The organism is uncultured Butyricimonas sp. (assembly GCF_959596855.1).
Taxonomy (GTDB): domain Bacteria; phylum Bacteroidota; class Bacteroidia; order Bacteroidales; family Marinifilaceae; genus Butyricimonas; species Butyricimonas muris.
On sequence record NZ_CAUFYA010000002.1, the window covers coordinates 43,311 to 63,318 of the forward strand.

Below are 20,008 nucleotides of genomic sequence, written 5' to 3' on the forward strand. Positions count from 1 at the left end.
TATGCCCTTAAGGAAATCGGAAAAAAGAGGAATTATATTCTTGGGTATCATGATACTTGCCCTTTTCGTCCTGCCCCAAGCAAGCCGGAAACCGGAGTGCGGGTTATTCCTGCTCGCGAGTCCGGAAACACCCGACACGACAACAGCCTCCATCCCGTCCGTCAAAAAACATCTCCCCTCCCCGATTGAATTAAACACGGCGGACAGTTCCATGCTGGTAAAAATAAAGGGAATCGGTCCCTACTATGCCGCAAAAATCATTCGCTACCGGGAGCAACTCGGGGGCTTCCGTTCCGTCACACAACTCAAAGAAATCAAATTCCAATACCTCGATATAGATACCCTCCTCTCCCACTTTACGGCAAACCCAGACCAGATCAAGCAAAGAAACCTTGACACAATGGACTTCAAAACCGTACTGAAACATCCCTACCTCGCCTACGAAGACGTGCAACTCATTTTCAATGCCAAACGGAAATTCGGTAAAATCAACTTCTCGATTTTAAACTCGGAAAAAATTTTACCGTTATATAAACTGCAAAAAATAAAACCTTACTTCAAATAATTTGTATAACTTTGTAACAATGGCTTGAATTTGCCTTTGCAATAACACACACGTAATATATATAAGACATGAAAAAAGTATTTATCACATTAGCAATCATCATCGTGCTGATTATTGTCGCTCTTATGGTTATCCCAGTCTTTTTCAAAAGCGACATACTTCGATTGATCGAGGAAAAATCCTCTAAATATATTCAAGCGGAACTGGCCATCGGCGACGTTGGCTTAAGTATGTTCAAGAATTTCCCGAATCTTAGCGTTACTTTAGACGACGTGATGATTTCCAAGGAAGAAAATAACACCCGCGATACGTTGATCAACATCCCGTATTTCGAGGCATCGGTGAACTTAAAGTCCCTTATTTCAGGGAATGAAATTATTATTAATAACGTTTTGCTCAAAGACTGTTTCTTCAGTCCAAAAGTTAATGCCGAAGGAAAAGCCAATTGGGATATCATGGTACCTTCCGACACAACAAACGTGGAAACGCGAGAACCGGAAGCGACAAAAGAAGAACCGGCTTCCGACTCTGAAACCGCTATCGCTTTCAACAATATCGAGGTCAGAAATCTGGTATTGGATTATAAAGATTATCAAGCCTCAACGTTCGCTCACGTGGACGCGGTGAATTTGAACCTGAAAGGGAACTTCTCGGAAACGAACACCATTCTCAACGTGCTGCTTTCCCTAAAAAACATTTCTTTACGCCAAGGCAACAGCGTGTGGGTAAACAACACGGATTTCAACTGGCAGGCGGACATCGCCGCGAATCTAAAAGAGATGCAATTCAACATTCAGAAGAATGACATGGCGCTCAACGATTTAAAACTTGACCTGATCGGCAGCTTCGGTATCATGGAAAACGAAAAATACTCCATGGACTTGAAACTGAACGCTCCCGACACGAAATTCGAAAGTTTACTCGCTTTAATACCCAAAGATTTTCAAAAAGAACTCGAGGGAGTAAAAACTTCCGGTGAATTCCAACTGAGCATGGAAGCCAAAGGAGAATATTACGAGAATCATCTTCCGGCTATCAACCTGCATTTCAATATCTTGAACGCGAGCCTAAAATACCCGGAATTACCGGAATCGGTAGAAAAAATAAACCTGAAACTGAACGTGACCAACCCGGGCGGGACGGTAGCACAGACCGTGGCAAACTTAAGTACGCTCACGTTCACCGTTGCCAACAACCCGTTTAACATGAATGTATTGGTTTCTAACTTGGACGATCCGACATTCAAAGGGGGCATGAAAGGAGTTATCAACTTCGAGAGCTTGAAAAAAGCACTTCCTCTTAAAGACATCACTCTTAGCGGAATATTGACGACCGACCTTTCTTTCGACGGGAAATACCAGTATATAGAAAAAGAACAATACGAGAAATTTACCGCTAACGGTAAAATAGCGTTGAAAAACGTACTGTTCAAGAGCGCTGATTTCCCGGAAGGCATCTCTGTCCCGTCGGGAGAAATAACGATCACACCCGCACGTCTTAACTTGCAGAATCTACTGGTCAAAATCAAATCTTCGGATTTCGGGTTACAAGGATACGTGGCAAACTATCTGCCCTACGTGTTTAAAGACCAGACATTAAAAGGTAACTTCACGCTGACATCCAACACAATCAACGTGAATGAATTTATGACAAGCACGACATCCGGTTCGACATCTGATGCCGAAGCCGCCCCGGTAAAAGACACGACGGCAGTTCAATCTTCTGATGCCGAAGCCCCGGAAAGTATCGCCATTCCCAAGAATATCCAATTGGCTTTCAACACGAACATCAAACAAGTCCTGTACGACAGTCTGGTTATCAAAACCATCAAGGGAAGCATCGAAACAAACGGCGGTATCGCCACGCTAAAGAACTTGAGCATGGATATGCTGGAAGGCAATCTGCTCATGAACGGTTCGTACAACACCGCGAATCCGGCGAAACCATCCGTTGATCTCAACCTGCGGATATCGGATATTGATATTAATTCCGCTTACCACGCTTTCTCGTTTGTCAAAGAAAGTATCCCGATCGCCATGAATTGTAGCGGTAAAATCTCGGCAGCCATGAAATTCAGTTCGGAACTGGACAAAGAAATGAGCCCGATCATGACCACGGCAAACGGTGGCGGCAATTTGTCCACAACCGGATTCTTGATCAAGGATAACCCGGCCATGCTGCAACTCGCCAGCTTGCTGAAAAACGACGAATTAAGCCGCCTCAGTATAGCGAACTTGAAAGTTGATTTCAAGATCAACAACGGAAACATCACGGTTGAACCTTTCACGACAAATATAGCGGGTAACCCGACCACGTTCCAAGGAACACAAACGGTTGACGGCAAAATGGATTACATGATGTCAATGAACATCGCCCGCAAATATTTCGGGAAAGACATTGACAACGTACTCAAAGCCATTCCCGGCGCCGACAATATCAAATCTCTCGACGTGGACGTGAAGATAGGCGGAACCTTATCCAAACCCACGGTGACACCAGACTTGAGCAAGGCGTTGAAATCCATTCAAAAAGAAGCCGGCAAAGAACTCAAAAACAATATCCTGAAAGGATTAGACAAACTATTCAAATAAATAATGCAATTTCCGATTAGGTGGGTTGATACTCACCTAATCGGAAATCATAAACCATCAAAGGCTTCCCACCAACCTCCGTTGTTCCTCGAAAAACATCACCCGTTGTTTCTCTCCGCTAACGGTTATCAGCGTGGAAGAACGTTTCAACGACTGCAACCAACAACGCAATCGCTCGTAAGTATACGAATCCCGTGAAGTGACCATATTCAAGGTAAAAGCCTTCAACATGCTCAGATGAAAATCACGAGAACCGAAATAACAATAATTCGTGTCGAGATTAATATTGGACAGATAAATAAGCATCTCGTTCCCCGTATCCGTAAAACGTCCCTTCGCCGCGAAATGCTCCATATCATCCAACAAATGCATCAAATCCTCCTTCAAAGCAACAACATCTTCCGGGGTAATCAAATTGATACTGGCGAAAAACTTGATATCCGTTACGAGGTAATGGAACACAAGATGATCAAAAATAAAATAACTTGATTTAAGCTGTCGGGTAACCCGCAAGTACTCCTGTTGCATATTTGCCAACTGTGGCGTGATTTTCACTTCACTGTAATGCTTTAATGAATCGACATGGCTATACTGGTACAACCACTTGAAAAGATAAAAGCGTGTAATGTTGGAATAGTAATAACAAAAAGACCTCGGCAGAATATTGGTCGACTGTCCGGCTTCCCAATCCTCCCCGTCCTTTACCATGGCAAGCAAATTGATAAACTCTCTCATCATCTTATAATCCGACTCTAACGGATTCGCGTACTCCACCAATTTCAATTGAAAAGGTCTGCTCTTCCCGGTATCCGCTTGTGCCAGATTATCGAGCGAGATACCCAGTTCTTTCGAAACAGTCATTACCTCGATAAAAGTAAAAGGAACTTCGCCCCGCAACCTTCGATATACAGCCTCGCGTTCGATATACAGCATATCTACCAAGGTGTTTGTCAGCTCGGCTCCTCTCGGAATTCTCTTTCGCAATTCCGAGAGGAAACCATCATACAGTGTAACTTCTTTCATGTTCATGTGCGATAATTTATTTAACAACCCTCTACAAAAGTAGAGGATTTTCAAGCGAAACCTCTGAAACAAAATAACGATATTATGACTAATTTCGACACAGTACCCTGTTTTTTCCTCTTGAAATAAACATCCAACATTAGCCCCATTCACCCGCTTCTTAAAAATGAAAATCTGACAGGGATGTCCTTTCCTTCTGTCAATCATTCAAGCGAGAAAAAGAACTTCTACAGTTCACGTAAAAACGCTCCCGCGAGTACTTGATTTACGTCTACAAAAACAAAACAATCTTTCATAACTTTACATCAGTTCAAAAAAGATAAATATCAAATAAAAACCTTTGCCATGAAAGCTAACCCTCGAAACACGAATGACCATCACGAATTTAAATATATTATTACTGTATTCGGTTCATTCTTTTTTTCAAATTTGTTTAACACGGGGACAATAAGTCCCCGTGCTTTACACCCTTGGAGTACTTTTACCAACGTAAACGATACAAACTATTCAGATTGTTCACCTCAATGTGTACACGAAGATCTCCAATCGTAGGCAAGAGGACACCTCGTTCCGAACGCGGACTAACGGAACGGGTTTCAAAAGAACCTCTCGGGGTCCACGCTTCCTTTCGATGATGACCCAAATACTCCATTAACCACGCGTGGACCCCAACCTTACGAATAATTACCCTAAACTCTCCCACCAACGAAAGATTTCCCGGTACACGTTTTCCCGTACCTCTTTCCCGGAAAGCACCAAATCGTGCAAACCGCCGGGAATAGCGACAATATCGACATCGCCCCGGATATTTCGGGCAATCCGTTTGATATCCTCCACGTTCAGAATAGAATCACAGGTCTGAATCTGTTCCTTGTCTTTAATATCCGTAACCGACTTTTCAGAATGTAGTATTAAAAAGGGAGCATTTACTGAAAACGGCTTCATCAACTCCCGTTGCGCTTTATATATCGCCCGCACCCATCCCAAATTAACACGGGGTGCAACATGCGGTTTCCATGTCAAATCATAATCCCACTCCCCCAGACACGCCTGATGAAGATACTTCCCGTACTCCTCCGTGAATCCGCCCGCGACCTTTATTTCCGGCATATATTTACCCACCCAAGCGACCAACGGCAATAACTTTCGCACCACCCGACTCTGGTTAAATTCGAAAAACGGGCTATTCAGCACGAGAGCGTCAAAAAACGGATTGTCCCGCTTTTCCTTGGCAAAGAGCGTGATGATCAACCCACCCGTGGAATGTCCCATTAACACGGTTTTCCGGATCCCCTCCTCACGAATAATCCTCAACGCCTCCTCTATCTCTTCAAAATAGGTTCTCAAATCCCGGATATCATTGAATTTCTGGTGAGGCAGCCACGAACGACCGTATTTTCTCAAATCCAAAGCATAGAAATGAATCCCCCGTTCATTAAACCGGAATGCCATCTCTTTTTGGAAAAAGTAATCATTAAAACCATGGATGTAGAGTACCGCCAACCCCTTGTCCGTTATTGCCAAACGACGTACCAAAACGCTCACAGCCTTTCCCTCGTAATCATCCCGCAACGAAATACTCCGTTGTTCAAACCCGTCTTTCAAAATATCTTCCGTGTAAGAAGTCGTCATGGCATTCATCGTATTATGGATTACATCTTCCAAATGTATAATTATTTACCGTAATTCATCCTTCTTTTAGAGATTAAATTATAATTTCGCTCCGGACGAAAATCATACAAATAACATAAAATGAAAGAAGCCTTTATCAAACTACACGTATCTATCATTCTTGCCGGGGCAACGGGAATATTCGGGAAACTGATAACGCTGAACGAAGGATTGCTGGTTTGGTATCGCATGATGTTCGCCACTCTTTTATTCTCGATCATATTGTATTTCAAGAAAGAATTACACAAGATCGCTCTCGGGGATACGCTCAAAATAGGTGGTGTCGGGTTACTCCTTGGATTTCATTGGGTTTTCTTCTACGGAAGTATCAAGGCATCCAATGTATCGATCGGGGTGGTATGCTTCTCGCTGACAGGATTCTTCACGGCATTTTTGGAACCCCTAATTTATCGGCGCAGAATATCTATCAGAGAAATACTGTTCAGCTTGTTGACGTTGTTCGGCATTATTCTAATCTTCCATTTCGACACCCGTTATCGTCTCGGGATCTGTCTGGGTGCCATATCTTCCGCCCTCGCCGCCCTTTTCACGATCACGAATAAAAAAATCGGCAGCAAGCACGTGACAAGCACGTTGCTATTGTATGAAATGGCAGGCGGATTTATCGGACTCTCCTGTTTATTACCTCTTTACTTGAGCTACTTTCCCGTACCAACGATACTCCCCGATTTATCGGATTTCATCAACCTGCTGTTATTGGCGTCAATCTGTACGATCGGGTTGTATATTCTCCAGATTCAAGTACTAAAAACAATCTCGGCATTCACCGTCAACCTAAGCTACAATTTGGAACCCGTGTACAGCATCTTACTGGCCATGTTACTCTTCAACGAGGCGAAAGAACTGAACATCTCTTTTTATATCGGACTCAGCATCATCATACTCTCGGTTATCCTGCAAACGGGAAGTGTCTTTATCAAAGATTCCATCACGAAAAGAAAAACCGTCTGAATGTTGACATTCAGACGGTTTCGTGAACTCGGCGGGAGTCGAACCCACAACCTCTTGGGCCGTAACCAAGTGCTCTATCCATTAAGCTACGAGTCCTTTTTCTTGAGCGATGCAAAGGTAATATAATTTCTTTTACACGAATCATACGGGGGAAAATATTTTTCAAATAATCTGCAACTATTGCCTTATCTACGGGAAATATATATTTTTGCCCACCAAAATAGAGATACGTAACAAAACATACATAATAACATAAACAATTAAAAATGAAGAATTTATTTATACTTATCTTTTTAGTCGCCGGAGTGACGACATTGCAGGCGCAAATCAAAATCGGTAAAATGAAGATTGACACGAAGAAAGCCATTCAAGCCGGAAAGGACGCGGCAGGAGCAATCACTCTTTCTGATGAGGATATAGCAAACATGAGCAAAGAGTACATGCAATGGATGGATACTCACAATAAACTAGCCGCACCGGATAGTGAATTAGGCAAACGATTAGCCAAGATCACGGCAAACTTTCCGGAAATAGAAGGTTTAAAGTTGAACTTCGGCGTATATGAAGTCGTGGATGTCAATGCGTTCGCTTGCGGGGACGGTAGCATCCGGGTATGCGCCGGATTAATGGAACTCATGACGGATGACGAAGTACTTGCCGTTATCGGACACGAGATCGGGCACGTGGTTCACCACGACTCCAAAAACGCCATGAAAAACGCTTATCTTCGTTCTGCCGCTAAAAACGCCGCGGGAGCCTTGAACGAGAATGTATCCAAATTAACAGACTCCCAACTAGGCGATTTGGCCGAAGCATTCATGGGTGCCCAATTCTCCCAAAAACAAGAAAATGCCGCGGATGATTACGCTTTTGATTTCTGTATCCGGCAAAATGTCGACCCGTATGCCATGTCAAAAGCTTTAAATAAGCTGGTTGAACTTTCAGCAGCCGGCGGAGAGAAGGCGAATCTCATTCAAAAGATGTTTTCTTCTCACCCCGGAAGTGCCGAAAGAGCTGCCCGTTTAAAAGAAAAAGCCGATAACCTGCAAAAGAAATAATCAAACGTTTTCTATACGGTAAGATGTAGCGGCAGAATAGGTAATTCCCAATCTGCCGCTACATCAATAAATGAAACTCACCTCTATTAGCTATTAATCGCTACGCCAATTCATTACAACACTCGTACAATTATCTTACAACAAGTCTGTTACAAGCCATAAAGACACACCACCACAAATAGGGATGCCGTTTTTTAAATATCCTCATTTATGGTGATGGATTCGTATTTTGTGATGCCGTAATTTTGTGACGTAAAAATATTCACAGGGAATCAACCGTGGCAACCAATAATACGCGAGTAACAAATTGTAATAAAGATATGATTATTATTAAATGTACATGGATAAAAAATAACAGATTATGTAGGCTATTTATTCTATTTTCATTTATCCTTTTCACCCTACCCGGTTTCGGGCAAAAAAACACGTGTCATTTACAAGGTACCGTACAAGACAAAGAATCAAAAGAAGTATTGGAATTTACCACCGTATCTCTAAAAAACGACACGATACAATTAAACACGGTCAGCGACAAAAACGGACGTTTCAGTTTCAGAAACATCAAACCGGGAACATACACCTTGAGCCTGTCGTTTATCGGGTATCTTCCCCTTCACCGGACAATCTCAATTCATCGGGACACAACTTTGTCTTTTCACATGCAAATCGACACGATCACGTTACAAGACATCATTGTCACGGCATCCGAATCACGAGGTTTAACCTCCTCTTCCAAAATAAACCGGGAAGCCATGAATCTGCTGCAACCGTCAAGTTTCACGGATATTCTCTCTCTGTTGCCGGGAGGGATGACCAAAGATCCGTCCCTCGGGAGTGTAAACAAAATACGATTGCGTGAAGTAGGGGTATCCAGTTCCGATTACGATGTAACTTCACTCGGGGTTTCTTTTCTAATTGACGGTATTCCGTTAAGCACGGACGCGAATATGCAGCAAATACCGGGAAGCTATCAAGGCGAGTACGACTACAACCGCAACAGTATCGGGAAAGGTGTCGATACGAGAACTCTGTCAACCGATTTCATACAGTCGGTAGAAGTCATCCGCGGTATCCCTTCCGTGGAATACGGGGAACTCACGAGCGGACTGGTAAAAATCACCCGTAAAGCGGGAGTCCACCCGTGGGAAATACGCCTAAAAGCTGATGCCGGGAGCAAACTCGTCTACGCCGGAAAAGGACTGGCAACCCGAAACGGCTGGACTATCAATTTCGGAATCGACTATATGGACTCTAAAATAGATCCCCGCAATAATCTCGAAACATTCAAGCGCCTCACGGGCTCCGTACGCATCGGGCGTACTTGGAATATATTGACGTGGAACCTGAACGCGGACTACGGAAGTTCGTTCGATAATGCCAAGAACGATCCGGAACTCTCGTACAAAAAAATAGATAAATACAAATCGACTTACAACCGCGTGGCTCTAGCCAATTCTCTATACTGGAATTTCACGAATAACCGATTGCTAAAAAGCCTCTCGCTATCCGCGGCAATAGATTACTCGAAAGACCAAATCAAACGTACGAAATACATTTCCCTTGACAAGGACACCCCTATTCCCGACAACACGGAAGAAGGGGAACACGACGGAATATTTCTTCCCTACCGCTACACGGCACACCTGAAAGTAGACGGTCAACCGTTGAACGCTTATAGCAAAGCGATGGGAGAACTGGGATTCAACATATCGGGAGTAGAAAACGCAATGAAAATAGGTGCCGAATGGAGGATGAATAAAAACTTGGGGAAAGGACAGGTATATGACTTGACCCGTCCTCTCTACCCCTCGATGAAAGCACGTCCCCGCCCGTATGACGACATCCCGGCAGAACACACGCTGGCATTCTTCATCGAAGACAGGATAACCGTGCCCGTGGGTACACACAATTTCCAAGCGGCAGGAGGTGTCCGTACCCTTACCCCATTGAACATTGATAAAGAATACAAGATTAACGGTAAAACTTATTTCGACCCGCGGGTAAATTTATTATGGAAATTCCCGACCACCTACTTGTTCAACAGAATCCTGAATATCCAACTTGCCGGGGGTATCGGCTGGAACACGAAAATGCCCGTCATGACACAACTCTACCCGGATACTCGATACGTGGATCTCACACAATTGAATTACTACCACACGAACGAAGAGTACCGCCGATTGAACATGATGACTTATAAAGTAGACATCACCAATTTTAAACTAGAACCTGCGCGCAATCGCAAATGGGAAGTTCGATTTGACTTCGATTACAGTCAAAACAACTTCTCCATGACCTACTTCAGAGAAAAAATGACATCTGGTTTCCGTACTTCTTCCTTCTGGCGTACTTTCGATTACAAAAAATACGATGCTTCCGCGCTTGATCCCGGTTCCATACAAACACCCCCGGATATCAACACGCTCCCTTACAGCACAGACACCGTGATTTACACCTTCGGTCAAACCACCAACGGCAGCATGATCATCAAGGAAGGAATTGAGTACCATTACACATCCAAACGTATCGAAAGCATTCGCACCAAGATCACGATAAACGGGGCATGGTTCAAATCGACCTATCACAACAGTCATCCCGTCTACCGGAATGAAAGTACGCTAATAAACGGGGCACAAATCAAATATGTCGCCCTGTACCCGGATGATGACGGGTACATCAAACAGCAATTCAACACGAACTTCGCGTTCGACACGTATATCCGTCCCTTGGGACTTAGCTTTGCAACATTCGTGCAGTGCTTGTGGATTTCCAGCCAGCAAAGCAAATGGAAAAGCGGAACGCCATTAAAATACGTGAGTATAGACGGGATAGAACACGATTTCACGGCAGATAATCTCTCTGACCCCGTGCTCCAGTACCTCGTGAAACAGTATAATAAAGAACTATTCATAAAAAGGACAGACCCCATTTCCATTAGCGTACATTTTAAAGCAACCAAAAAATTTATGCGGGATAAAATAAACTTGTCATTGTTCGTGAATAACATACTTGATTATAACCCGGATTACAAGGAAAACAATTTATCCGTCAGACATTACGTGACGCCCTATTTCGGCATGGAACTGAATTTGAATCTATAACCATTAAATAACACCATAAAATGAAACAGTATTTTATTATTTTCAGCTTAATTGTAACAAGCATCTTCAGCTTATCATCCTGTAACGATGATAACAATTCGATCCGGACAACGGTCTTTACCCTTACGACAGAAAACCCGAAAGACCTAACCGATCCGTCGGTTAGCAACCTGACGGCCAGCTTCAAGAACATCAACACGGGAAGAACGACCACGAGTAACGCTTTCTCCGGTAATCAGCTTGAAGTCGAATTAACCGAAGGAATATATCATATCACGATTGAAGGTAACGTGAAATACTCTTTCGAAGAGCAAGAAATGAATACCAAAATCAAAGGTTACAAAGAATCCGTGAACATCACCGGAGAAACTGCCTCATCCTCGTTGACCTTGTTCTTATCTCAAGAATTATCGGATTTCGTGATTGCCGAAATATTTTTTACCGGAACAACCACTCCTGAAGGCAAACAATATGACGGGGATAAGTTTATCAAAATCTACAACAACTCCGACACGGTCCTTTACGCTGACGGACTTTCCGTATTGGTGTCAGAATTCCTGACGGTTACCAAACAAGACTACACCCCGGACATCATGAGCAAAGCCATGGCGGTAAGTGCTATTATCACCATCCCCGGCGACGGCACGGTGTATCCCGTGCAACCCGGCGAATCGATCATCATCGCCGACAACGGCATCGACCATCGCGAAGCGAACTCGCAGTCGTTCGACTTGAGTAAGGCGGACTTCGAGATATTCTATGACGAAACAAACGATATTGACAACCCCGCTGTAACGAATATCAAGACACCCTACGATAGATTCCTTTTCCACAACCGGGGATCTAAAAGTATGGCCCTCGCCCGTATCCCGAATATAGAGGAGTACGTACTCGATTCTGTCAATATGTATCATTACGAGTACACCTTCGTCTTTGGCGAACACGTGATACCCATGGATGGAGATTGCCTCCAAGTGCCGAACGAGTACATCATCGATGCCGTGAACATGACCATCCCTGCCGAATTCCAATGGATCGTAACCTCTCCTTCCTTGGACATGGGCTGGACTCACTGCGGTGAAATTGACAAAGATCAGAACCGTTACAACAAAAGCGTACGCCGGAAAGTGCTGCCGACCACCGTCAACGGGATAGAGAAATTACAAGACACGAACAATTCGACCTTAGACTTCGAGGCGGATGCCGTTCCTTCATTAGCTAAATAACTATTATTAAACAAGTAAATCATGAGGTCTTTATTCATTCTGATTTTCAGTTTAACCGTTTTATTCTCAAGTAGTCGGGCACAGGATACCCTTTCGGTAAACACCCGCACGCGGGTATTTTTCTCCCCGGGAGAAAACTTCGTGTCACAAGCGTACCGCAACCCGGCATTACAATATTACGCTCATTCTTTTTCATTGACCGAATTACAAATTGGCTGGGAGCAAACGAGTGCCGACAAGGCACTCCTGCCCCAGTTAGGTTCAAAGACTCAGAATTTTAATTTTAACGTATCGTCATATATTTCATTACGGGCAAATAGCAAAACTTGGGGCAATGCATATTACAAAAACGGGAAACGGAACAACGTGCAATGGAACGAGACCTCTGATTTTTTAACCGTCTATCCTTACGTCATGGCGGACACGCTGGGCGGTAACCTGAAAACCGAAGAATACTACTTCGCCGGAGGGTACGCGCAAGCGGGCAAACGCTTCACGTGGGGTATATTCGCCAATTACAGGGCACTCATCGAGTATCGTAATCGGGATCCCCGTCCTAAAAACGTGGTTTCCGACCTCAAAGGCTCCGTGGGCATCTCCGCGAGAATAACACGGCGTTATGACGTCGGTCTTGCCATCCACGCGGGCAAATACAAGCAGACAAACGACGTTAAATACTACAATGAACTCGGTACACTTACCGAATACCATCTCTTTGGACTGGGAACGGACTCCCGCCGATTCTACGGTAAAAACTCCAGTGTTTACTATAACGGGCACCGGTACGGGGCAAGCGTCGAACTCTTTCCCTGCGCTAAAAAAGGACTTTCCGCGGCTGTCGAATACGAGCGATTCACTTTCGAGAAAATCATCTCCACCCTCAACAACCTGCCTCTGAACGAACTGAACCAAGACGAAATAAAAGCCGAGGTAGCGTACATGACACGTACCCCTCGCGAACAATGGGGACTAAAACTCAACGGCAGCTACCGGAACCGCAAGGGCACGGAGAACCTTTTCGGCGACCCCACCACGGGTGTTTACCCGCAAATCGGCAGCACGGAACAATTATCCGTCAAGAGAAACAACCTCTCACTCTCTTTCCTGTACGGCAGAGAATACAGGGAAAAGCAATTCTCGTGGAACATTCTGCCGCAAGCAGAGATGAACACGTTCAAGATGACTTACCTCGACCCTGCCCGACTCATGAAACTGAACGACCTGACCGGACGAATGAATGTATCACTCGCTAAAAGCATAAAGAAATCCACTTTCCGCCTCGATGCGGAAGGTGAATACCGCTACAACACGGACGCGGAATTACAATTAACAGATATAGACGAAACCACGCGACGCCTGCTGGAACCGGTAAACACGGTATACGCGAACCTCTCAACCGACAGCTGGGCTTCCGATATTTCACTTCGCTGGGATTACACGCTTTCCCGCGGGGACAAAGGCATTTTTATCAAAATCAACTGGCGGCATGATGCCTTCAAGGGCGACCTTCAACGGGAAACCTTACAGGCACATTGCGGCTTCACGTTTTAAACAACAACAACTACATGGAAAAAGTCATTGAATGTAAAAACATCACCCACTACTACGGCGAGAAACTCATTTACGAGAACTTGAGTTTCGACGTCGAGAAAGGAAAGGTGTTGGGATTACTCGGGAAAAACGGTACCGGGAAAACCACGATCATCAACATCCTCAACGGTTACCTACAACCCCGGTCGGGAGAGTGTTTTCTCCTCGGGGAAAACATGAACCACCTCACTCCCGCCACTAAAGCTAAAATCGGGTTATTGCTGGAAGGACACGTCCAACATTCTTATTTCACGATAGAACAGATTGAAAAATATTACAGCGCCTTCTTTCCCAACTGGAAAAAAGAGGCATTCTACGAACTCATGGAGAAACTGAACGTGGTTCCTCACCAGAAGATCAACCACATGTCATGCGGTCAGCGTTCGCAAGTGGCACTGGGACTTCTTTTCGCCCAAGACCCGGAACTGCTCATCCTCGATGACTTCTCCATGGGACTCGATCCCGGTTATCGCCGCCTCTTTGTCGAATACCTCAAAGACTTCGCCGCAAAAGGCGACAAGACCATCTTCCTCACGTCGCATATCATTCAAGACATGGAACTCCTGATCGACGACTGTATCATCCTCGACTACGGACGCTTGTTGATACACAAACCGACACGCGAAATCATGGATAACTTCCACCGTTTCCGTTTCTCGCTTCCCGACGGGCAATCCCCTGCGAAACACGACGCCCTGTGGAACACGGAGAAAGTCAACGGCTTATGGACAACTTATTCTTTCGAACCCGCCGACAAAGTCCGGGAAATACTCGTCCCGCGAGGAACGGAACTCCCCGGCTTGCAGATGGAAGAACTAACCCTAGAAGACGCGTTCATCGGGTTGACCGGGAAATATTAATCACTAAAACGACATCAAGATCATGAATAAAGCACTACTTTTTAAAGAGTGGATCAAAACCCGCTGGATACTCCTGCTCATCTTCGCGGTATTCGCGTTGGGCATGGCATACATCGCCCTGCGTATATCCAGCGCCTCCCGCAACGTGGGTATACCCCACCTCTGGGAAGTATTTATCCAGAAGAACGTTGTACTTCTCGATCAATTGAAAATGTTTCCCCTGCTGGCGGGCATCATCCTCGGCATAGCGCAATTCATACCGGAAATGGTAAAGAAACGCTTCAAACTGACCTTGCATCTCCCCTTGGGCGAAAACCGTATCATCTTCTTGATGCTGGCGTACGGGTTTACAGCGTTACTCCTCGCCTTCGCCGTCTGCTACGGTTGTTTTCTCTGGGGACTATCCCTCAACTTCCCCCGTGAAGTCATCGGGGCATGGTTCTCTACCACACTCCCACACATGCTGGCAGGTCTGGCAGCCTACCTGCTCACCGCTTGGATTATACTCGAACCCACGTGGTTACAGCGCATCTGCAATGCGATTATCGCCCTGCTCCTCCTCTCGCTCTTCATCACGGAAGGCGTACCGGGAGCGTTCACCCCCATGCTTCCCTACCTGTGCGGGGCAATCATAATCCTGTTCCTGTTTCCGAAGATATCCATCCGCCGATTCAAACAGGGTATGCAATAACGATCAAACATCAAGAAAACATGAAAATAAAGATACTATATATCGGGCTTTCCATATTCCTTTTATCATGGATCATCCCGTCACTCGTGCAACTCACCACGGACTCCTCTGTCCGTTACCCGTTCACGTATTACAGTTCCGTGATTAACCAATTCTGTTACATCGATCCCGCTGACGAACGCCTCATGGGCAAGGACCTCGACGGCAACTCGTACACGGACGCTGAATTCAACCGGGTACTCCCCATGTTCTATTACCGGCAATTGGCAATGGAAAACGCCTTGCCCGACTCCATTCAAGGAGTTCCCGTGGATTTACAGGCGATCGCGCGCAATAACTTTTTCTTCTGGTACAAGCCCAAGGACAAAAACACACCCGTGATCGAACTATACCCCATGTTCGAGTCATGTTCCGGGAAAGTAGACCTCGAAAACCCCGACGACATGTTCCGTCTGAAAGAGCGTATCGAATTTATCAACATGGAAACGAACCGGGTGAACGAAGAGAAATCCGCCCGCTTCCAGCAAGCCCTCGATGCAGCCGGATTCTCTGCACCCGCACAATGGGTGGCGGGCATCCCCTCCAGTATGAAATCATACGACGAAGGTTATTTCGTACTCGACAACCGCAATAACCTCTTCCACGTGAAGATGACAAACGGCAAACCTTTCGTCAAGGACACGAAAGTCGGAACAAGCATCAAAACGCTCGCCATGTTCCCCAAGGAAATGGAAAACCGGAGCCTCTACGGCTTCCTGTACGACACGGACGGCACCCTCTATTATCTCTCCACCGACGGTTACCGCCTCGTGAAGGTACTGGAAGGCATCAACCCGGACATCGACCGCATATCCGTCATGGCAAATATGTTCTATTGGACAGTTGTCAAGGAATCACCCTCGGGCGAATACACCTATGCCTTGGAAAACGGCACGATGAAGCAAGTGGCAGACCTCTATCGCCCCGCCACTCCCTCGACGTGGGACAAGGTATCTCCTTACCTCTTTCCCTTTACCGTGGGGTTCGGCGACAGCTCCAACAGCTACATCTATCCCCGCGTATCGGCTTACCATTTCACAGCCCTAGGACTCGGCGCTTTGCTGGCGATCATAACACTCGCCCTCTACCGCCGTCAAAAACCTTACGCGAAATACACGGCAGCCGCCATCTCCCTGTTCACGGGCGTAGCGGGTTTTATCACCGTTTGCCTTATAGCAAGAATTAAAAACTAAATTATATCATCATGAAGAAATCAACACTTATAATCATCGCTACCGGCATCGCCGCTTGTTCTATCGTTTCATGCAAAAGCAAACCCAAGAACACCCAAGCCGATGCACAAAAGCAAACCACGAGCATCACCGAGAAAGCATTAAAAGTCAATGATCTCCTCGCCGTGGCTGACCAACGTGTCAATGACACCATTGTCTTCCAAGGCCCCGTGAAGCACACCTGCTCCCACTCCGGACGCCGTTGCTTCATCTCCGACCCCACGGACGAAACCACGATCCGCGTAGAAGTCGGTGGTAACATCAAATCCTTCAACCGGGAATTAGTCAATTCCGAGATCGCGGTAACCGGTGTTCTTAAAGAACAACGCTTCTCGAAAGAATACATCGACAAATGGGAAAAAGAACTGAAAGAAGAAGAAGCCAAAGGTGAAAAAGATGAGGCTCACTGCGATTCCGAGAAAAACAGCATCCTCAAAATGCGCGAATGGATGAAGAAAAACAATAAAGACGCCTACGTCATTTACTACGTCGAAGGCATCGACTACGATATTGTAAAGTAGTTTAAAATCGCATAAAAAGAGAGGATGTCAAAAGTCTGTTGTACTTTTGACATCCTCTCTTTTTATCCTACCTTTGTCCCCTATAAATAGTTATTCAAAACTCAGCGTATAACACCATGATACAGGACATCGCACCACATACATTCTCGAACGCCTATTCCAATCGCAAACCGGAAACAACAGACTTCGCCCTCTGTTTCAATAACCGTAAAGTTCTCCTGCACGAGCAAAACGGTGCCATACGTTTCCCCCGCTTCAGCGAGTTGAGAGGTGACACGGACACACTTTTCCAATCCGCCACCTACCTGTTCTCCATAGATGATGACCGATTCTATTGGATAGACCGACCTGCCGAGGAACAAGGCGAGTTCCGTTTAGTCGATATCTCCGTGTTCAGAAAAGCCTTTCCCCGTCATTCCGCTTTCGCCGGAATCACCGCTTACAGCTTGCACAAGTGGTACGACAACCATCGTTTTTGCAGTCATTGCGGGGCAAAAATGTCTGCCCACGACAAAGAACGCATGATGCATTGTGAAAAATGCGGGAACATGGAATACCCCAAGATCATGCCCGCCGTGATCGTTGCCGTCACGAACGGCGACAAAATACTGTTATCCAAATACGCCAACCGCGAATACACGAGATACGCCCTCCTCGCCGGATTCACCGAAATAGGCGAATCCGTGGAAGATACCGTACGCCGGGAAGTCATGGAAGAAGTCGGCCTGCACGTCAAAAACCTCAAATACTACAAAAGTCAACCTTGGGCATTCTCCGACACCCTACTCATGGGCTTCTTCGCAGAAGTCGAGGGAAATGACCACATCACCCTAGACAAAGACGAACTCGCCGTCGCTGAATGGTTCCCCCGCCGGGAAATCCCCGCCAACGAATCGGACATCAGCCTCACGAGCGAAATGATCGAGTATTTCAGAAACAACAATTAGTTCGCTTTCCCTCCCTCTTTTTTCGTTTTACTTCTCCCGAAAGAGCAAGGTTCAATTATTTTCTTTTTCTTTGTAACGACAAAAAATACGACTATGGATGCTTTTGACCTCTACATATCCCGAAAACTGCCGCTAATCAGTCTGATCAGTGCGATTTTCATCATATATCCCAACCTCTCCTGCCTCCCGTGGGAAATCAACATGATGTCGGTCGAGAGTTACCCGCTGTATTTCACCTACTTCATTTACCGTTTATTATTCTTCTGGGGGTTGATAGCTTGGTTGATACGCTACAACCTACGAACGTTACCCACGGCAGCATTCCGTCAGCGTTTGGGACGTACCTTTCTCGTCACGCTGGCTGTTTACCTCGTCTTTTTGGGAATCTCGTACACGGTATCCCGTTTCGGCATCCGCACGGACTTCCGGGGTAGCACGCTGATCTCCCAGTTCTCCGTGACCTGTGTCCTGTGTACCGTGGTCGGATATATCTCCATGCTCTACTCTAAACAGCGTGAAAAAGAGAACGAAATCGAGCGCTTGCGCTTCGAGAACCTGCAAAGCCGCTGTGACGCCCTCGCGAACCAGATCAACCCGCACTTCTTCTTCAACTCGTTGAACGGCATATCCTCCCTCATCCGCAAAAAAGATGATGAAAAAACATTGACCTACGTCAATCAATTGTCGGACATCTTCCGCTATATCCTGCAAAGCGATCACAAGGGACTCGTTTCCCTGCGCGAGGAACTCGAATTCATACAATCCTTCCGGTATGTCATGGAAGTACGTTTCGCCAACAAACTGGTATTCTCCATCGACGTGGATGAACGACAGAAAGACACGCTGGTACTACCGGTACTCTCCCTGCTCCCGATAGTGGAAAACGTTATCGTGCACAACCGCATCGACAGCGAGTACAAAATGACGATCTCCATCCGTCTTACCGAAAACGGGGAACTGGTTATCACCAATCCCGTGTACCCGAAATTAACCCCGCCCGACACGAACGGAACGGGACTCAATAATCTTAGAAAACGCTTTGAATTATTAATGAATCAACATATCCGGGTAGAACAAGATAACGAGACATTCCGTGTCTGCCTCCCATTAAAATGACATTGCCATGAGAGTATTGATTGTAGAAGACGAAACCGCCGCTTACGAGAACCTCGCCGACATCATCACGAGTGTAAACCCCGGTATCCGGATCGCCGGTAACACGGAAAGTGTCACGCAAACTGTCCACTGGCTGCAATCCAACCCGTCACCCGACCTGATCTTCATGGACATCCACCTCTCCGACGGCTCTGCATTCGCCATCTTCGACAAAATCACCGTGGAAACCCCGATTGTTTTCACCACTGCCTACGACCAGTACGCCATCGAGGCTTTCCGCGTAAACAGCATCGACTACCTGTTGAAACCGGTAAAAGTCGAAGACATCCGCCATGCTCTCGACAAATACAGTAAACTCACCCGCCAAGACATCGTGCAATACCTCGCACAACTAACCCAACTCACTGTATCCCCGAAATACCAAGATCGATTATTAATTCCACACAAGGACAAGCTACTCCCCGTCAACCTGCGTGACGTCGCCTGCTTCTACACGACAGACAAAAACACCTGCATCTATTTGAAAGACGGAAACAAATACCCTTATTCCAAAACACTGGAACAGATCATCACCACTCTTGACCCGGCACGTTTCACCCGGGCAAATAAACAATTCATCGTGGCAAAAGACAGCGTCACGAACATCACCATCTGGTTCGACAACCGTCTACTCGTCACCCTCGACACTGAAGTCCCCGAACGCATATACATCAGCAAAAACAAAGCTTCCGAATTCAAATCGTGGCTCGTCAGCTAAAAAACAAAAGGATTGTTCATTTATTTTGAACAATCCTTTTGCTGAAAT

At 45.8% G+C, this 20,008-nt stretch carries 16 protein-coding genes and 1 tRNA gene; 14 read left to right on the plus strand and 3 right to left on the minus strand.

The annotated features are described in order from the left end of the window. The first annotated feature begins 1 nt into the window (after position 1). On the plus strand, positions 2 to 565 hold the full coding sequence (locus tag Q5866_RS01515; protein WP_303178319.1) for a helix-hairpin-helix domain-containing protein: 564 nt from the start codon (positions 2 to 4) through the stop codon (positions 563 to 565). Positions 566 to 633: 68 nt separating this feature from the next. Further along, entirely contained in the window at positions 634 to 3,156 is a 2,523-nt protein-coding gene (locus Q5866_RS01520; RefSeq protein WP_303178321.1) for an AsmA-like C-terminal region-containing protein, read from the plus strand. Between the two features lie 57 nt (positions 3,157 to 3,213). On the opposite strand, the gene Q5866_RS01525 is transcribed toward Q5866_RS01520, so the two are convergent. Both Q5866_RS01525 and Q5866_RS01530 read right to left on the minus strand, forming a co-directional pair. Next, positions 3,214 to 4,179, minus strand: coding sequence for a hypothetical protein (locus tag Q5866_RS01525; RefSeq protein ID WP_303178323.1), 966 nt, complete (start codon positions 4,177 to 4,179; stop codon positions 3,214 to 3,216). 684 nt (positions 4,180 to 4,863) lie between these two features. Next, on the minus strand, positions 4,864 to 5,844 hold the full coding sequence (locus Q5866_RS01530; protein ID WP_303178325.1) for an alpha/beta hydrolase: 981 nt from the start codon (positions 5,842 to 5,844) through the stop codon (positions 4,864 to 4,866). Positions 5,845 to 5,931: 87 nt separating this feature from the next. On the opposite strand from Q5866_RS01530, the gene Q5866_RS01535 reads away from it, so the two are divergent. Further along, positions 5,932 to 6,822, plus strand: coding sequence for a DMT family transporter (locus tag Q5866_RS01535; RefSeq protein ID WP_303178327.1), 891 nt, complete (start codon positions 5,932 to 5,934; stop codon positions 6,820 to 6,822). A gap of 23 nt (positions 6,823 to 6,845) precedes the next feature. Here the strand turns inward: Q5866_RS01535 and Q5866_RS01540 are convergent. Beyond that, positions 6,846 to 6,918: transfer RNA gene (locus tag Q5866_RS01540), tRNA-Arg, on the minus strand. Positions 6,919 to 7,088: 170 nt separating this feature from the next. Here Q5866_RS01540 and Q5866_RS01545 point away from each other — a divergent pair. The 11 genes from Q5866_RS01545 to Q5866_RS01595 all read left to right on the plus strand — a co-directional run bounded on the left by Q5866_RS01545 (position 7,089) and on the right by Q5866_RS01595 (position 19,960). Continuing rightward, a complete protein-coding gene (locus Q5866_RS01545) occupies positions 7,089 to 7,880 on the plus strand; it encodes a M48 family metallopeptidase (protein ID WP_303178329.1) in 792 nt (263 codons plus the stop codon). Between the two features lie 320 nt (positions 7,881 to 8,200). Continuing rightward, entirely contained in the window at positions 8,201 to 10,981 is a 2,781-nt protein-coding gene (locus Q5866_RS01550) for a TonB-dependent receptor (protein WP_303178331.1), read from the plus strand. Positions 10,982 to 11,001: 20 nt separating this feature from the next. Beyond that, positions 11,002 to 12,207, plus strand: a complete 1,206-nt coding sequence (locus Q5866_RS01555) for a DUF4876 domain-containing protein (RefSeq protein WP_303178333.1) — start codon at positions 11,002 to 11,004, stop codon at positions 12,205 to 12,207. 21 nt (positions 12,208 to 12,228) lie between these two features. Continuing rightward, positions 12,229 to 13,758: a DUF6850 family outer membrane beta-barrel protein gene (locus Q5866_RS01560; RefSeq protein ID WP_303178335.1), complete on the plus strand. Its 1,530-nt coding sequence runs from the start codon at positions 12,229 to 12,231 to the stop codon at positions 13,756 to 13,758. Positions 13,759 to 13,772: 14 nt separating this feature from the next. Beyond that, positions 13,773 to 14,657 (plus strand): ABC transporter ATP-binding protein, encoded by an 885-nt coding sequence (locus Q5866_RS01565; RefSeq protein ID WP_303178337.1) that lies wholly within the window; start codon positions 13,773 to 13,775, stop codon positions 14,655 to 14,657. A gap of 22 nt (positions 14,658 to 14,679) precedes the next feature. Continuing rightward, a complete protein-coding gene (locus Q5866_RS01570; RefSeq protein ID WP_303178338.1) occupies positions 14,680 to 15,348 on the plus strand; it encodes a hypothetical protein in 669 nt (222 codons plus the stop codon). Positions 15,349 to 15,368: 20 nt separating this feature from the next. Then, complete coding sequence (locus Q5866_RS01575; protein ID WP_303178340.1) at positions 15,369 to 16,580, plus strand: DUF4857 domain-containing protein; 1,212 nt, start codon at positions 15,369 to 15,371, stop codon at positions 16,578 to 16,580. Between the two features lie 11 nt (positions 16,581 to 16,591). Further along, positions 16,592 to 17,140 carry a hypothetical protein gene (locus tag Q5866_RS01580; RefSeq protein WP_186975068.1) on the plus strand — a complete coding sequence of 183 codons (549 nt, stop codon included), beginning with the start codon at positions 16,592 to 16,594 and terminating at the stop codon, positions 17,138 to 17,140. Positions 17,141 to 17,256: 116 nt separating this feature from the next. Then, positions 17,257 to 18,087, plus strand: a complete 831-nt coding sequence (gene nudC, locus Q5866_RS01585) for an NAD(+) diphosphatase (RefSeq protein ID WP_303178342.1) — start codon at positions 17,257 to 17,259, stop codon at positions 18,085 to 18,087. Between the two features lie 93 nt (positions 18,088 to 18,180). Then, entirely contained in the window at positions 18,181 to 19,203 is a 1,023-nt protein-coding gene (locus tag Q5866_RS01590) for a sensor histidine kinase (protein WP_303178344.1), read from the plus strand. Positions 19,204 to 19,210: 7 nt separating this feature from the next. Next, positions 19,211 to 19,960, plus strand: a complete 750-nt coding sequence (locus Q5866_RS01595) for a LytTR family DNA-binding domain-containing protein (RefSeq protein WP_227215232.1) — start codon at positions 19,211 to 19,213, stop codon at positions 19,958 to 19,960. The last annotated feature ends 48 nt before the right edge of the window (positions 19,961 to 20,008 follow it).

Bases quoted from the DNA above. Each gene is read 5' to 3' on its own strand.
- Q5866_RS01515 (WP_303178319.1), top strand. From the start codon at position 2: ATGCCCTTAAGGAAATCGGAAAAAAGAGGAATTATATTCTTGGGTATC.
- Q5866_RS01520 (WP_303178321.1), top strand. From the start codon at position 634: ATGAAAAAAGTATTTATCACATTAGCAATCATCATCGTGCTGATTATT.
- Q5866_RS01525 (WP_303178323.1), bottom strand. From the start codon at position 4,179: ATGAAAGAAGTTACACTGTATGATGGTTTCCTCTCGGAATTGCGAAAG.
- Q5866_RS01535 (WP_303178327.1), top strand. From the start codon at position 5,932: ATGAAAGAAGCCTTTATCAAACTACACGTATCTATCATTCTTGCCGGG.
- Q5866_RS01545 (WP_303178329.1), top strand. From the start codon at position 7,089: ATGAAGAATTTATTTATACTTATCTTTTTAGTCGCCGGAGTGACGACA.
- Q5866_RS01550 (WP_303178331.1), top strand. From the start codon at position 8,201: ATGATTATTATTAAATGTACATGGATAAAAAATAACAGATTATGTAGG.
- Q5866_RS01555 (WP_303178333.1), top strand. From the start codon at position 11,002: ATGAAACAGTATTTTATTATTTTCAGCTTAATTGTAACAAGCATCTTC.
- Q5866_RS01560 (WP_303178335.1), top strand. From the start codon at position 12,229: ATGAGGTCTTTATTCATTCTGATTTTCAGTTTAACCGTTTTATTCTCA.
- Q5866_RS01565 (WP_303178337.1), top strand. From the start codon at position 13,773: ATGGAAAAAGTCATTGAATGTAAAAACATCACCCACTACTACGGCGAG.
- Q5866_RS01570 (WP_303178338.1), top strand. From the start codon at position 14,680: ATGAATAAAGCACTACTTTTTAAAGAGTGGATCAAAACCCGCTGGATA.
- Q5866_RS01575 (WP_303178340.1), top strand. From the start codon at position 15,369: ATGAAAATAAAGATACTATATATCGGGCTTTCCATATTCCTTTTATCA.
- Q5866_RS01580 (WP_186975068.1), top strand. From the start codon at position 16,592: ATGAAGAAATCAACACTTATAATCATCGCTACCGGCATCGCCGCTTGT.
- nudC (WP_303178342.1), top strand. From the start codon at position 17,257: ATGATACAGGACATCGCACCACATACATTCTCGAACGCCTATTCCAAT.
- Q5866_RS01590 (WP_303178344.1), top strand. From the start codon at position 18,181: ATGGATGCTTTTGACCTCTACATATCCCGAAAACTGCCGCTAATCAGT.
- Q5866_RS01595 (WP_227215232.1), top strand. From the start codon at position 19,211: ATGAGAGTATTGATTGTAGAAGACGAAACCGCCGCTTACGAGAACCTC.